Annotated in this window: 16 protein-coding genes and 1 pseudogene; 13 read left to right on the top strand and 4 right to left on the bottom strand. The window is 61.1% G+C overall.

Features of this window, described 5'->3' with window-relative positions; genetic code table 11:
- Positions 1-67 precede the first annotated feature (67 nt).
- The 4 genes from AC2444_RS05805 (at position 68) to AC2444_RS05790 (ending at position 4,159) form a co-directional block, all read left to right on the top strand.
- Positions 68-1,945, top strand: coding sequence for an ABCB family ABC transporter ATP-binding protein/permease (locus AC2444_RS05805; RefSeq protein ID WP_012756810.1), 1,878 nt, complete (start codon positions 68-70; stop codon positions 1,943-1,945).
- Positions 1,946-2,078: 133 nt separating this feature from the next.
- A complete protein-coding gene (locus AC2444_RS05800) occupies positions 2,079-2,777 on the top strand; it encodes a phosphatidylserine decarboxylase (protein ID WP_012756809.1) in 699 nt (232 codons plus the stop codon).
- 79 nt (positions 2,778-2,856) lie between these two features.
- Complete coding sequence (gene pssA, locus AC2444_RS05795; protein WP_012756808.1) at positions 2,857-3,702, top strand: CDP-diacylglycerol--serine O-phosphatidyltransferase; 846 nt, start codon at positions 2,857-2,859, stop codon at positions 3,700-3,702.
- 310 nt (positions 3,703-4,012) lie between these two features.
- Positions 4,013-4,159, top strand: a complete 147-nt coding sequence (locus AC2444_RS05790) for a hypothetical protein (protein ID WP_003558132.1) — start codon at positions 4,013-4,015, stop codon at positions 4,157-4,159.
- Positions 4,160-4,382: 223 nt separating this feature from the next.
- Here the strand turns inward: AC2444_RS05790 and AC2444_RS05785 are convergent, their stop codons facing one another.
- Together AC2444_RS05785 and AC2444_RS05780 are read right to left on the bottom strand one after the other, a co-directional pair.
- Complete coding sequence (locus AC2444_RS05785) at positions 4,383-5,147, bottom strand: SOS response-associated peptidase (RefSeq protein ID WP_012756807.1); 765 nt, start codon at positions 5,145-5,147, stop codon at positions 4,383-4,385.
- Positions 5,148-5,188: 41 nt separating this feature from the next.
- Positions 5,189-5,509: a YnfA family protein gene (locus tag AC2444_RS05780; RefSeq protein ID WP_012756806.1), complete on the bottom strand. Its 321-nt coding sequence runs from the start codon at positions 5,507-5,509 to the stop codon at positions 5,189-5,191.
- Between the two features lie 71 nt (positions 5,510-5,580).
- On the opposite strand from AC2444_RS05780, the gene AC2444_RS05775 reads away from it, so the two are divergent.
- The 8 genes from AC2444_RS05775 to AC2444_RS05740 all read left to right on the top strand — a co-directional run bounded on the left by AC2444_RS05775 (position 5,581) and on the right by AC2444_RS05740 (position 10,637).
- Positions 5,581-5,997, top strand: a complete 417-nt coding sequence (locus tag AC2444_RS05775; RefSeq protein ID WP_012756805.1) for an NUDIX hydrolase — start codon at positions 5,581-5,583, stop codon at positions 5,995-5,997.
- A 34-nt stretch (positions 5,998-6,031) separates the two neighbouring features.
- Complete coding sequence (locus AC2444_RS05770; protein WP_171815676.1) at positions 6,032-6,478, top strand: TIGR02301 family protein; 447 nt, start codon at positions 6,032-6,034, stop codon at positions 6,476-6,478.
- Between the two features lie 103 nt (positions 6,479-6,581).
- Positions 6,582-6,839: a hypothetical protein gene (locus AC2444_RS05765; RefSeq protein ID WP_012756803.1), complete on the top strand. Its 258-nt coding sequence runs from the start codon at positions 6,582-6,584 to the stop codon at positions 6,837-6,839.
- Positions 6,840-6,857: 18 nt separating this feature from the next.
- Positions 6,858-7,610, top strand: a complete 753-nt coding sequence (locus AC2444_RS05760) for a hypothetical protein (RefSeq protein WP_012756802.1) — start codon at positions 6,858-6,860, stop codon at positions 7,608-7,610.
- A 97-nt stretch (positions 7,611-7,707) separates the two neighbouring features.
- Positions 7,708-8,562 (top strand): CAF17-like 4Fe-4S cluster assembly/insertion protein YgfZ, encoded by an 855-nt coding sequence (gene ygfZ / locus AC2444_RS05755; RefSeq protein ID WP_012756801.1) that lies wholly within the window; start codon positions 7,708-7,710, stop codon positions 8,560-8,562.
- A complete protein-coding gene (locus AC2444_RS05750) occupies positions 8,559-9,167 on the top strand; it encodes an HD domain-containing protein (protein ID WP_011651215.1) in 609 nt (202 codons plus the stop codon). Before ygfZ ends, AC2444_RS05750 begins: the two co-directional genes overlap by 4 nt.
- Positions 9,164-9,694, top strand: a complete 531-nt coding sequence (locus tag AC2444_RS05745; RefSeq protein WP_012756800.1) for a tyrosine phosphatase family protein — start codon at positions 9,164-9,166, stop codon at positions 9,692-9,694. Before AC2444_RS05750 ends, AC2444_RS05745 begins: the two co-directional genes overlap by 4 nt.
- Positions 9,695-9,752: 58 nt before the next feature.
- On the top strand, positions 9,753-10,637 hold the full coding sequence (locus AC2444_RS05740; RefSeq protein WP_012756799.1) for a mechanosensitive ion channel family protein: 885 nt from the start codon (positions 9,753-9,755) through the stop codon (positions 10,635-10,637).
- A gap of 102 nt (positions 10,638-10,739) precedes the next feature.
- On the opposite strand, the gene AC2444_RS05735 is transcribed toward AC2444_RS05740, so the two are convergent.
- Positions 10,740-11,255 carry a superoxide dismutase family protein gene (locus tag AC2444_RS05735; RefSeq protein ID WP_012756798.1) on the bottom strand — a complete coding sequence of 172 codons (516 nt, stop codon included), beginning with the start codon at positions 11,253-11,255 and terminating at the stop codon, positions 10,740-10,742.
- A 138-nt stretch (positions 11,256-11,393) separates the two neighbouring features.
- A pseudogene (locus AC2444_RS05730) lies at positions 11,394-11,746 on the bottom strand (hypothetical protein).
- 427 nt (positions 11,747-12,173) lie between these two features.
- Between AC2444_RS05730 and AC2444_RS05725 the strand changes: the two are divergent.
- Positions 12,174-14,075 (top strand): putative bifunctional diguanylate cyclase/phosphodiesterase, encoded by a 1,902-nt coding sequence (locus AC2444_RS05725; protein WP_012756796.1) that lies wholly within the window; start codon positions 12,174-12,176, stop codon positions 14,073-14,075.
- Positions 14,076-14,095: the final 20 nt, after the last annotated feature.

Genomic DNA, 14,095 nt, shown 5'->3' with positions numbered 1-14,095 from the left:
GGTTCCGCGCTCTTGCCGGCATCGAATCGCCGCAATCGCGGCAAGCCCATCCGGGCTGGAGACAATCATGGCAAACGGCAAGACAGTCTCGGAATCCAACCTGCCGCAGACGCTTCTCAACCTCTGGCCCTATATGTGGCCGGCCGGCCGGCCCGACCTCAAGATGCGCGTCGTCTGGGCTTCGGTCTTTCTGCTGATCTCCAAGTTCGTACTGTTGCTCGTTCCCTATTTCTTCAAATGGTCGACCGATGCGCTGAACGGCAGGATGGATCTTGCCGGCTCGGTGCCGCCGCTGCTGGCCGGCGCCATCGCGCTTGTCATCGCCTATAGCATCACCCGGCTGATCCAGCTCGGCCTCAATCAGCTGCGCGACGCGCTCTTTGCCAGCGTCGGACAACATGCGGTGCGCCAGCTCGCCTACAGGACCTTCGTGCACATGCACGAGCTGTCGCTGCGCTTCCATCTGGAGCGCAAGACCGGCGGGCTGTCGCGCATCATCGAGCGCGGCACCAAGGGCATCGAGACGATCGTGCGCTTCACGATCCTCAATTCGGTCCCGACCGTCATCGAATTCCTGCTGACGGCAGTGATCTTCTGGTGGGGCTACGGCTTCTCCTATCTCGCCGTTACCGCCTTTACCGTCTGGGCCTATATCTGGTTCACGATCCGCGCATCCGACTGGCGCATCGCCATCCGCCGGTCGATGAACGATAGCGATACCGACGCCAATACCAAGGCGATCGACTCGCTCCTCAATTTCGAGACCGTCAAATATTTCGGCAATGAAGAGATGGAGGCCAAGCGCTTCGACAAATCGATGGAACGCTACGAGAAGGCGGCAACCGATGTCTGGACCTCGCTCGGCTGGCTGAACTTCGGCCAGGGCGTCATCTTCGGCATCGGCACGACCATCATGCTGGTGCTGTCGGCGCTGGCCGTGCAGCGCGGCGAGCAGACGGTCGGCGATTTCGTTTTCGTCAATTCGATGCTGCTGCAGCTTTCCGTACCGCTCAACTTCATCGGCTTCGTCTACCGGGAAATTCGCCAGGGGCTGACCGATATCGAGCAGATGTTCGATTTGCTTGAGGTGCAGACCGAAGTCAAAGACGCGCCCGATGCGACCGAACTTCGGATCGGCCAGGGCGCGATCTCCTTCAAGGACGTGCATTTCGCCTACGACGCGGCCCGTCCGATCCTGAAGGGCATTTCCTTCGAGGTGCCGGCCGGCAAGACGGTCGCCGTCGTCGGTCCGTCGGGTGCGGGCAAATCGACGCTGTCGCGCCTGCTCTATCGTTTCTACGATATCCAGAGCGGCGCGATCACCGTCGACGGCCAGGATATCCGCAAGGTGACGCAGAAGAGTCTGCGTACGGCGATCGGCATGGTGCCGCAGGATACAGTGCTCTTCAACGACACGGTCGCCTACAACATCCGCTACGGCCGCACATCGGCCAGCGACGGCGAGGTCTTTGCAGCGGCCGAGGTGGCGCAGATCGCACATTTCATCGAAACGCTGCCCGAGGGTTTCGAAACCAAGGTTGGCGAGCGCGGGCTGAAGCTTTCGGGCGGCGAGAAGCAGCGGGTGGCGATCGCCCGCACCATCCTCAAGGCGCCACCGATCCTGATCCTCGACGAGGCGACGTCGGCGCTCGACACGACGACGGAACGAGAAATCCAGGAAGCGCTCGACCTGGTTTCGAAGAACCGCACGACGCTTGTTATCGCCCACCGGCTTTCGACTGTCATCAGCGCCGATGAAATCATCGTGCTCAAAAGCGGCGAGATCGCCGAGCGCGGAACACATGCAGCCCTGCTCGAAAGGAACGGCCTTTATGCCTCGATGTGGAACCGCCAGCGCGAGGCGACACAGGCGGAGGAACATCTGAAGCAGGTGCGCGAAAGCGACGACCTCGGCGTGATAACACGACTTGCTCCGGCAAGCTGAGGGGGAAACCGACGCCGGCCGGCTTTTGTTGTTCAGAAACCCGGCGTGGGAACCAGGGCCGATGCCGCAGCATTGCCCCGGAGACGGTTTTTCGCTAACCAGCAAAAATGAAAACGCAAGGAGACCGGCAGCCATGAGCCTGTTCAACACGGTTCGCAACACGATCGTCCCCGTGCACAAGGAGGGTTATCCCTTCGTTGCCGCCTTCTTCGTCGCATCGCTGGTCTTGGGATGGATCTTCAAGCCGCTCTTCTGGATCGGCATGATCTTCACGCTCTGGTGCGCCTATTTCTTCCGCGATCCGGAGCGCGTGACCCCGCAGGACGACGACCTGGTGATCTCTCCCGCCGACGGCAAGGTCTCGGCGATCCAGATGGTGACCCCGCCGGCCGAGCTCAACCTCGGCTCCGAGCCGATGCTGCGCATCTCGGTCTTCATGAACGTCTTCAATTGCCATGTGAACCGGGCGCCGATGCGCGGGCGCATCATCAGCATCAACTACCGCTCCGGCAGCTTCGTCAACGCCGAGCTCGACAAGGCGAGCGAGGACAATGAGCGCAACGGGCTGGTGATCGAAACCCGCCACGGCCAGATCGGCGTCGTGCAGATCGCCGGCCTCGTGGCGCGGCGCATCCTCTGCTGGGCAAACCCCAACGAGCCGGTGGATGCCGGCGAGCGCTTCGGGCTGATCCGTTTCGGCTCGCGGCTCGACGTATTCCTGCCCGCCGGTGCTGCGCCGCGCGTCTCGCTCGGCCAGACGGCGGTTGCGGGAGAAACCGTCATCGCCGAATTCGCCTCCGCCAAGGGTCCCGTCATCAGCCGCCGCAGTTAGAGCGGGTGAGCTTTTCACGGAAGTGCAGAAGCGCTACGCACTGTTGCTGGAATTGCCTTAGGAACGATTGGAACGCGATATGGAAACGCCTTTTCCGCCTTTCGAGCCCAATGGGCCGGATGATTCCGCCCGCGGCCCGCGTCTGCGCGAAATCCCGCTCCGGCTCGTCTTTCCGAACCTTATCACCATTCTGGCGATCTGCGCCGGGTTGACCGGCATCCGGCTGGCTTTCGAGAATCGTTACGAGCTCGCCGTTTCCATGGTGCTGCTCGCCGCCTTCCTCGACGGTATCGACGGGCGCGTAGCGCGGCTGATGAAGGCGACTTCTAAGTTCGGCGCGCAGATGGATTCGCTTGCCGACATCGTCAATTTCGGCGTCGCACCCGCCCTCGTCGTCTATGTCTTCGCGCTCGACCAGGCGCGCTCGCTCGGCTGGATCGCCGCGCTGATCTATGCCATCGCCGCCGGACTTCGCCTTGCCCGCTTCAATGTCATGGCCGAACGCGAGAACAAGGCGAGCTGGCAATCAGAATATTTCGTCGGCGTGCCGGCGCCGGCCGGCGCCATGCTTGTGCTGCTGCCGGTCTATCTCGGCTTCCTCGGGCTGGCGACGGATCGCACCTTCGCCTATATCTCGTCGATTTACACCGTGCTCATCGCCTTCCTGCTGATCAGCCGGCTGCCGGTCTGGTCGGGCAAATCGGAAGGCAACCGCTTGCGGCGCGACCTCGTACTGCCGATGATGCTCGGCGTCGTGCTCTATGTGGCTCTGCTGATGAGCTACACCTGGGAGGTGATGGTCTTCACCGTGGCCGCCTACCTCGTATCGCTTCCCTTCGGCGCCCGTAAATGGCGGCGGAAATACGGGACGCTGACGATCGAGGAGCCGGGCATCGGCGACGACGATATCGGCCGGCACATCTGATCTCCTAGCATTTCCGGATTTCTTGGAATGACGGAAATGCTTCTCTCCCTTCGTTCTGACGTATCCCCGGGAAAAGCATGCGGTTTATCCGGATGAAGCTGTTCTGCGCTTTTCCCCAGAAAACCGCTTTCAGACTTTTATTGGAACTGCTCTCTTCAGTAAGTATTAACCAACGTAGGCTTCAGTTAAGCCTCGCGAATTATGGTGCGCGTTTACAAATCCTGATAAGCGACGCCCCCGTTTTGTCGCTATTCGTGATGAAACATCAAACTATAAAATACCCAGGGAAGAACCACGCAAGGAGAGTATCGTGACTTCGAAGAAGAGCAGTACCGGCGAACAGCAGGCGGCCAAGCCAGACCTCGCCGCCAATTATCGCCCCGTCGGCCTGAAGGCTGTTGCCGCAGCATCGCTGATGGCGAAGCATAAGCCGACCAGCGTCAAAAAATCCGCTTGAAGCGGAAGGCTTCAAATTGGAATCACGCGTGCTTTCGGGTTACATGCGTTAGGCACCGCTGACGAAGCGAATGACGAGGCGATCGTCGGAAATCTCCCGACAACGCTCTGGCGACCAAGCACAACGCGAAAAACCTGATGGAGGAAGCGATACATCGCCGTCGCTTATGTGAGACGTCGGCGCCGATAGGTCGCCGACGGCCTGCAGGGATGGCGGATAGTGTTCAGAAGAAGCTGAGTTGGCCGCCGTCAGGCTTTTGCTTGTCGGGCGCCTTCAGCGGCTTTTCGACGACGACCGGCGCCTGCAGGTCGGGGCCCATGTTGGCAACCTTGTTGACTCTGTCGGAGACCGGTACGGCCTCGAAGAAATCATCCTGAACCGGCTGCATCAAGTCTACCACTTCGCGCGGCTCCTGAGTCTTGCAATCCAGCCAGCGCGTGAAATCCTCAGGTCTGATGACGACGGGCATGCGATCGTGGATCGCTGATATGGCTGAATTGGCTGATGTCGTCAGGATCGCGCCGGTATCGACCTCGGACCCGTCGGCCGAGGACCATGTCTCCATCAGCCCGGCAAAGGCGATGACCCCACCCCGGCGCGGCCTGATCCAGTAGGCCTGCGGCTTCTCGCCGCTTTCCTTCGACGGACGATGCCATTCATAGAAACCGGAGGCCGGGATGAGCACGCGGCGATGACGCATGGCGGCGCGGAAGGAGGCCTTGCCGATCGCGGTTTCGGAGCGCGCGTTGATCAGCAGCGGGAAATCCTTCGGATCCTTGACCCAACCCGGCGTCAGGCCCCAGCGCACGAGCACGGCGCGCCGGTCGGCCAAGTTGCTGCCCTGCTCCCTGCCCTCGCCTGATATGACAACGAGGATCGGTTGCGTCGGCGCGATGTTGTAGCGCGCCGGAAAATCGTCGAAATCGAGACCGGAGAAGACGTCGCGCAGGTCGACGCTGGAGATTGTCAGGGCGAAACGTCCACACATCGGCTTGTCTTTGCACCCGGCCGGTGCTCCGTCAAGACGCCTCAGCCTCTCGGCGCGAAGAGGATGAGGCTGGCGCCGGCAAGGCAGATCAGCGCACCGCCGATATCGTAACGATCAGGCACACGGGCTTCGACCAGCCACAGCCAGTGCAGCGATGCGAGGATGTAGATGCCGCCATAGGCTGCGAAGGCGCGGCCGGCGGCCTCGCTCGGCACCAACGTCAGAAGCCAGGCGAAAAGCGCCAGGGAGACCATGCCCGGCGCCAGCCACCAGACGGGTTTTTCGAGTTTCAGCCATGCCCAGAAGGCAAAGCAGCCGGCGATCTCGAAGAGGGCAGCAAACGCAAAAATGATGTAGGTCACGGAAGCACCTTTCGAATCCTCGTGGCACTATTCATTCGATAAGATGAGCCATCACAGCAAGAGCAGTCCCGATGACGTCCACCGCTAAACCCGGCTCAGCCGCCATTCTCGAACGTGATGGACGATTCCTTCTGGTGTTGCGACGCAATCCGCCTTCCGCCGACATGTATGCCTTTCCCGGCGGGCGGGCCGAGCCTGGCGAAACGCCGGAGCAAACGGCATTGCGCGAACTCCATGAAGAGACCGGCATTTCGGCACGGAATCCGCGGCTGTTTTCGACCTACGACCTGAAGACGCATGCGGCCGACGGCAGCGTCAACAGCCATTTCCTGCTATCGGTCTTTCGGGTCGATGCGGATGAAGACGCGGTGGCGGAAGCCGCCGACGATGCGGCCGCCCTCGGCTGGTACACGGTGGAGGAAATCCGGCGGCTGCCCGTGCCGCAGAGCGTGCTCGAATGCGCGGAACGGCTGGCGGGCGGCGAATAGACGTGGAAACTTTGAAGCACGCCTTGTTGCCGTCATGCTCAACGTATCAACTGGGTGCATGATTCCCGTTCGACGCGTTTTCCTGTCCCTGCTCGTGCTCGCCGGCCCCACGATGGCGCAGGGCAAGAATACGCCGCCTCCGCAGCAGGAGGAAATTGCGCCCCCACCTGCTGTGATCGTGCCCTATGACGACAAGCTGGCGCGGTTCGCCGAGGTGCTGGGTTCGGTGCATTATCTGAGAACGCTCTGCAAGGCGCCTGGCGGCGACGAGTGGCGAAACAGCATGCAGCAGCTGCTTGATTCGGAGACCGGCAACGAGCCGCAGCGCAAGGAGAAGCTGACAGCAGCCTTCAATCGCGGCTATCGCGCCTTCGCCTCGGTCTATACGGATTGCACCCCGGCGGCCATCGTGGCAGAAGAGCGCTACCGTAACGAAGGTGCAACACTTGCCACAGAAATTACCTCGCGCTTTGGAAATTGACGTTTAATTAACCTGTTTTCGCAAGCGGACGTGTCGTTTTGGGAAAAGGCTGTTAGTGTTGTTAACGGTGCAGTAAGACATGAGAAGTTCTGAGGAAAAGACAATGGAAGCAAGCCTCAACGACATCGACGACATGATCGTCCACGAAAAGATGCAGGCAGCTCTGGAGTACCAGAACGAGGCTTGGGCCGACGGCATGGCCGACGGGATCGAGCCTGAAATCATCGCTGATGCCGCCATTGCACATGCGCTGCGCGAGACGATCAGATTGCATGGGGAAAAGAGCGCCGAAGCCCTGCTGGATTCGCTGCGTGAGCGCATGCTTGCCGGCGATTTCTCCGCGAACCGCACCCTGCAATAATTGTTATCAGAGAGTTTGATGCACACCGGTAAAAAGAAAGTTTCGCGAATTTCCCTCGCGCCGGTGCTGCTTGCGTTCAGCCTCGCCGCCGGCAATGTTTTCCTTGCGCCGGCAGCCTACGCGCTTTCCGAACTGCACAAGATCCCCGGCCAAGCGGCCAACGAGACGCCACCCGCACAGGGAAGCGCTCAGGGACAGAGCCAGCCGCAGACCACTCCCGGCGTTCCCATGGCCGATCCGCTGGTCAACGGCCAGAACAATCAGGGTGTCGACAAGACGCCGGGCGCTCAGGACAATTCCAAGCCTGCCGAGGTGATCTACGACATCAGCAAGGTGCCAGAACCGGTTCGCAAGATGCGCGAGCAGATCGTCGAGGCGGCCGCCTCCGGCGATCTCGAGCGGCTGCGGCCGCTGATGGGCACTGGTGCCGACCAGACGCAGGTGACTGTGGGCGAACCGACCGACGATCCGATCGGCACGCTGAAGGATCTGTCGGGCGATCCTGACGGTGACGAGATCCTTGCCATCATGCTCGACATCGTCTCGACCGGCTTCGTACATGTCGGCCAGGGCACAGCAGACGACATGTATGTCTGGCCCTATTTTGCCGAGAAGGACCTGAAGACGCTGACGCCGCCGGAGCGTGTTGAACTGCTGCGCATCGTCACTGCCGGCGATCTCTCCGACATGCAGGAATTCGGCGGATATAATTTCTACCGCCTCGGCATTACGCCTCAGGGTAAATGGAAATTCTTCACAGCGGGCGATTGATGCCCGTCTTGGCTGCGCTTTTCACGTTCGCATGGCGCTTGCGATCCACCTCATGAAGACATACCTCTGAGCGATGACCAACGCGACAGGTTCCGCCATGCCAGCCGTATTCCTGAAAGACCGCTCATTGCTCTTCGTCAGCGGCGCGGAAGCCCAATCCTTCCTGCAGAACCTGATCACCACCGATATCACCGCGCTTGGGCCTGATGAGGCGCGGCCCGGGGCACTCTTGACGCCGCAAGGCAAGATCCTGTTCGACTTCATGATCTGGCAGGACGGCGACGGCTACATGATCGAAACCGATGCCGGCCAGCGCGACGGCCTGTTGAAGCGGCTGACGATGTACAAGCTGCGCGCCGCCGTCACACTTTCGCCAAGCACCGAAGAGGGCGTTACCGTTTCCTGGGACGAGGGTGCCGAGGGCGTCCGGGAGAGCCAGGGTGCCCGAGACAGTCGCTTCGCCAAGGCGGGCGTCACGCTCACCCGTCGGGCAGGAAGACACGGCGATGGTGCAGAAGTGCTCTACGACGCGCTGCGCATCAGCCACGGCATCGTCACATCAGGATCTGACTTTGCCCTGCAGGACGCCTTCCCGCATGACGTGCTGATGGATTTCAACGGTGGCCTCTCCTTCAGGAAAGGCTGCTATGTCGGCCAGGAGGTCGTCTCGCGCATGCAGCATCGCGGCACCGCGCGCCGGCGCGTCGTGACAGTGTCCGCCGCAACGGCCCTGCCAGGGACCGGGACGGAGATCACCGCCGCCGGCAAGCCTGTGGGAACACTCGGTTCGGTCGAAGGCGGCAATGGACTTGCGATCGTGCGCATCGACCGCGCCGGCGCGGCGATGGCGGCAGGCACGCCGCTGCTCGCCGGCGACACGCCTGTGTCCCTCGTCCTGCCGGCATGGTCCGGTCTCGTCTTTCCCGCCAGCGCCGACGAGGCCAGCGCGTGACAACACCGAAAGCTCCGCGTGCCTGGCAGCGCATGCTGTCCGGGCGCAGGCTCGACCTGCTCGACCCCTCGCCGCTCGATGTCGAACTGATCGACATCGCTCATGGGCTTGCGCGTGTGGCCCGCTGGAACGGCCAGACCTCCGGAGATCATGCTTTCTCGGTGGCCCAGCACAGTCTCGTCGTCGAGGATATCTTCCGTCGCTTCAACGACGCGCGGCCGCAGGAGTGCCTGATGGCGCTGCTGCACGATGCGCCCGAATATGTGATCGGCGACATGATCTCGCCGTTCAAATCGGTGGTCGGCGGCGGCTACAAGACGGTGGAAAAGCGGCTGGAGGCCGCCGTGCACCTGCGCTTCGGCCTGCCGCCGCATCCCTCGCGCGACCTCAAGGACCGAATCAAAAAGGCCGATACGATCGCCGCCTATTTCGAAGCGACCGTGCTTGCCGGTTTCACACCTGCCGAGGCACAGAAATTCTTCGGCCAGCCGCGCGGCATCAGCAAGGACATGCTGATGATCGAGCCCTTGCCGGCCATCGAAGCACAGCGGTTGTTCTGCGAGCGCTTCGCCGCGATCGAGGTCGAGCGGGAGATGGTATCGTGACCTTCATCGTCGTCTCGCCGCTGTCGCGCATCGCGGAGATGGCGGTGCGCCACAAGGCGCGCGACATGATCAGCCTGATCGCCAAGGAGCAGGCCTTTCACCGGCCGGGCGTGATCGCGGCCGAACGTCATCTGACGCTTGCTATGAACGACATCGTCTTCAAGGGCACCGGTGATCTCGTGGCGCCTGATGAGACGCATGTGCGCGGGATTATCGACTTTGCCGCCTCGTGGCGGCAGGAGACGCCGCTGCTCATCCATTGCTGGATGGGTGTGTCGCGATCGCCGGCCGCAGCCCTCATCGCCGCGCTGTCGCTGGCACCCGATCAAAGCGACGAAACGCTTGCCCGCCGGCTGCGGGCCGCCTCGCCTTTCGCGACACCGAATGCCCGGCTGATCCAAATCGGTGACGCGCTGCTCGGCCGCAGCGGCCGGCTGGTTGCGGCGGTGCGGGCAATCGGACGTGGCGCCGATGCCGACGGCAACGCGCCCTTCGTCCTTGCTATCCGGGACGCCGCTTGCGGTTGACGCTGCCGCCAGCCGCTCCATCTAGGCCCCGATCACGCACAATCGACAGGGCCAGATCATGGAACAACAGGCAGCCGATGTCCTCCTCGCCACGCAAACGGCGCTCAGCCAGGCAAGCGCGCTTGCCGTGCAATATTCCTTCTCTGTCCTCGGGGCGGTGATCCTTCTCGTTCTTGGCTGGGCGCTGGCCGGTTTTACCAGTCGTTGGGCCTATGAAGGCCTGTCGCGCGTTCATGGCATCGACGAGACGCTAGCGCGTTTCTTCACCAATGTGCTGCGCTATGCCCTGCTCATTCTGGTGTTCATCACCGTGCTCGGTCAATTCGGCGTCCAGACCGCCTCGATCATCGCAACCCTCGGCGCGGCAGGCCTGGCGATCGGACTGGCGCTGCAAGGCACGCTGCAGAATATCGCCGCCGGCATCATGCTGCTGATCCTCAGGCCGTTCCGCGTCGGCGAATATATAGAGACCAGCAGCGTGGCCGGCACGGTACGCGAAATCGGATTGTTTGCAACCGAGCTCAAAACCGGCGACGGGCTTTACCGGCTGGCGCCGAATTCGACGCTCTGGAACACGCCGATTACCAATTTTAGCCGCGAACCCACCCGGCGGAACGAGCTGAAAATCAGCGTCGCCTATGAGGATGACATCGATCTGGCGATGGAGAGGCTGATGAACCTTGCCAAAGCCGATTCCAGGGTGCTGACGTCACCGGCACCCAGCGTCTTCATCGACAGCCTTGGTGACGGCACGATCTCCGTAGCGCTGCGCTACTGGGCAAAGACCGGTGACTGGTGGCTGGTCAGCCGTGACATGGTGAAGCGCGTGAAACTCGCCTTCGACGACAATCCTGACGCTGCGCCGGATGCTTCAGATGCCGCGCCGGCAAAAACGTCCAACGGCAAGGCGACGGCCGAAAAACCGACGCCGACGCGGCAGTAAGACATTGCAGCGCCGCGGGTGTTTTTAAGACCCGCGGCGCTGTGCACTTCGAATTCCCAATTTTGTTGTTAATCGATGCCGATCTGAGAATTGCGCCATAGCCTATTGAATGACGCCGCAGGAAAGTCTTTCCCCGGCATCACCCGAAGGCTGGCTTCGATAATCATCCGAATTGGCGTGCACCATCAATGCACGGCCGCGAATGCCGTCGGTCTTGCCGTCGAGCGTGACCATGCTGTCGAAGACCTGCGCCCGCAGCACGCCGTCCTGCCCGACATATTGATTGGGCATATCGCCGGCGTGCGGACCCTTGGCGGCAAGAATGCCGTGCTCGGCCTTCTCAGGATTGAAGTGGCCGCCCGCCGATTCGTGATGGGTCGCGGCGTCGCAGCGGCCGGTCTCATGAACATGGAAGGCCACCCATTTATTCACCGGCAGTCCCGATATCTCGACTTCGATCAGGACGCCGCCAGTGGCGGCAGCCGTCAGTTGCGCGCGACCGTCCTCCTTGCCGTCCTTGCCGACGAAATTGGCAACCGCCGTCTGCTTGTCCTGAGCGCCCGCCGGCAATGCAACCGCAAGCAGGCTCAGGGCGGCGATAATGCGCATGGCTTTCATGGAGATCTCCTTCCGTCCGGTTGTCCTTCTGAACGTGTCAAACCGGAAGGTGTTCCTGACCGAGGAAGATCGCACGAAGAAGACGTAACGAGAAAAGCCGACCAACGGCCGGCTTGATCATCCGGATCGGCACACCGTTCAGGCGACCGCGTCGAAATCGAACTGGCCGTAGGTCTTGCGGTAGAGATCCTCGGGCTGATCGCCTGTCGCCGGCGCGGTCTGCTGCAATGGATAGGAAACGGCAATGCTGCTTGCCGTGGCACTGTCACGCGTGTCCATCATCAGCGCAATCAGGCTGCCGGAAAACTTCGGCTGCGTCTCGCTGGTTTTGTCCTCTTCGAGGAGTTCTTTGATGATGCCGGGCTTCTCATCGGCGGCACGTTCGCCGCGGCTGAGGACGCCATCGCCATTGGCATCGAGACGCGAAGAGTCGCCAGATATGCATATGACGTGTCTGAAACGGATGTGGTGCTGGTCATACAAACCTCCATTCACCGCCTTTTGCCGGTGGTGTTTGTACGCAATACGAACTGGGAAAATCACTGTTGACTCGGTGGTTAAACTGATTTGCGCAGTGCGTCAATAAGTTGTTAACTTCTCATTAACGATGATTGACAAAAGTTAACGGAATGCGCGAGCGCAGGCCTCTGCCAGCATCAGGGGGCCGCTTTTCTCCGTATTTCAGGTATTTTTCACATATAAAACAGACGTCTAACGCCGCGAGGTCTCTGCTGCACTGCAACCGAATATTAATCCGGGCCATACAAAATGGGCATCCACGCATCACCAGCAGGCGTCCAGCTTATCAAAATCAATCTCTGTATTCATTTTAGAAAGGTCTTCTATGTCCGGCGAAATGAGGCACGTTCATCAAACGAGGACGCTTCCCTCCGCTGTCGTCCCGCGAGACGCATTCACATGAAAGCTGAAGCGCTCTTCTGGCGGCAATGTACCGAGGCAGTCACCGCCGATGGATCGATCGATGCGCAGCGCCTGATGGATCTTGTGATCGCGACCTATCGCGTCCATGAAAGCGACTATGACGAAATCGAGAGAAGCGCGGAAACGCTGCTAAGGGAAAACCATGCGCTGAGAGGCAATATTTCCGCCCTCAGCAAAGCGTTCGACGGACAGAAAGAGCTCTTCGAAATCATCCTCAACAACCTGCCGCTCGGTCTCAGCGTCTTCGACTCCGACCAGCGGCTGACGCTTTCCAACACCCGCTTCCGCCAGCTCTTCGACCTGACGGACGAAGATGTCATTGCCGGCGCGACAATCGCCGATCTCACGGCCAAAATGCGCGGCACGGAGAGCGCCAGCGCCAAGCCCGGCCGGCGGACCGGGCGACATTCCTCCGCAACCGCAAGGAGCAGTAGTCTCCGTCGGCGCGAATGGTTGATGGACGATGGCCGCATCATCCAGAGCATGGTGACTATCCTTTCCGACGGCAGCAACATTTCCATTCATGCCGATATTACCGAGGATCGAAGGGCGGCCGAGCGCATCACCTATCTCGCCCACCACGACCCGCTGACCGGCCTTCCGAATCGCATCCATTTCCGCGAGCAGGTGGATGCGACGCTCACAGAGCGCAGGCCAGATCAGCAGATTGCCCTCGTTCACCTCAATCTCGACCGGTTCAAATCGATCAACAACACGATGGGCGTTTCGGCCGGCGACAAGATCCTGCTGCAGGTCGCCGAGCGCATCCGAGCCTCGGCCGGTTCGGAAAACACCCTGGCGCGCCTCGGCTCGGACGAATTCGCCATCCTGCAGACGGGCAGGCAGCAGCCCCGGAACGTGACGGCGCTTGCCGAGCGGATCCGCCGGGAGCTTTCCAAACCATTCCTCCACGGCGAAAAACAGGTGGAGCTCAGCGTCTCCATGGGCATCGCAATCGCCCCTGAGGATGGCGAGGAAACCGATATCCTGTTGAAAAATGCCGGCGTGGCGCTGTCACATGCCAAGGCGGACGGCCGCAAACGCGAACGTTTCTTCGCCAGCGAGATGGAAGCGCAGATCCAGCTGCGCCACGCGCTGGAGGCGGACCTCAGAGCAGCCGTTGAGAATGAAGAATTCGAGCTGCACTACCAGCCGCTTTATGACCTCGTGCAGCGGCGCATCTGTGGCTTCGAAGCGTTGATCCGTTGGAACCACCCGGCTCGAGGCCGCGTTCCGCCGATGGATTTTATTCCGCTTGCCGAAGAGGTGGGCCTTGTCGTTGATATCGGCCGTTGGGTTTTGCACCGGGCCTGCAACGATGCAGCGCAATGGCCGGAGGGCATCAAGATCGCCGTCAACGTTTCGGCAATCCAATTCAGCAGCAGCGACCTGACGCGAGATGTCAGCGAGGCGCTTGCCGCCGCGGCGCTGTTGCCGTCGCGGCTTGAACTCGAAATCACCGAGAGCGTGCTGATGGAAAATCTAAGCGACGTGCTGCCGATCCTGCATGCGCTGAAGGAGCGCGGCATCCGCATCTCGATGGACGATTTCGGAACCGGCTATTCCTCACTGAGCTATCTCTCGAGCTTCCCCTTCGACAAGATCAAGATCGACAAGTCCTTCGTCAACGACATCGTCGACAACAAGGAAGCGCATGCGATCATGCACGCGATCATCCTGCTCGGCGATGCGCTCGGCATGCGCGTCACCGTCGAGGGCGTCGAAACGGCCGCGCAGCTGGCGCTGCTCGAATGCGAGGAGTGCGACGAGATCCAAGGCTATCACATCAGTCCGCCGCGACCGGCGCGTGACGTGCCCCATCTTCTCTCCCTGCCGCCGAACGGCGGCGTGACGCATCTTCCTGAAGCCAAGCACTGAGATCCCTCTCGATTGCGACT

The organism is Rhizobium sp. WSM1328, assembly GCF_057653715.1.
Note: the sequence above shows the minus strand (reverse complement) of the source record. Positions and strands in the feature narration are given on the sequence as shown.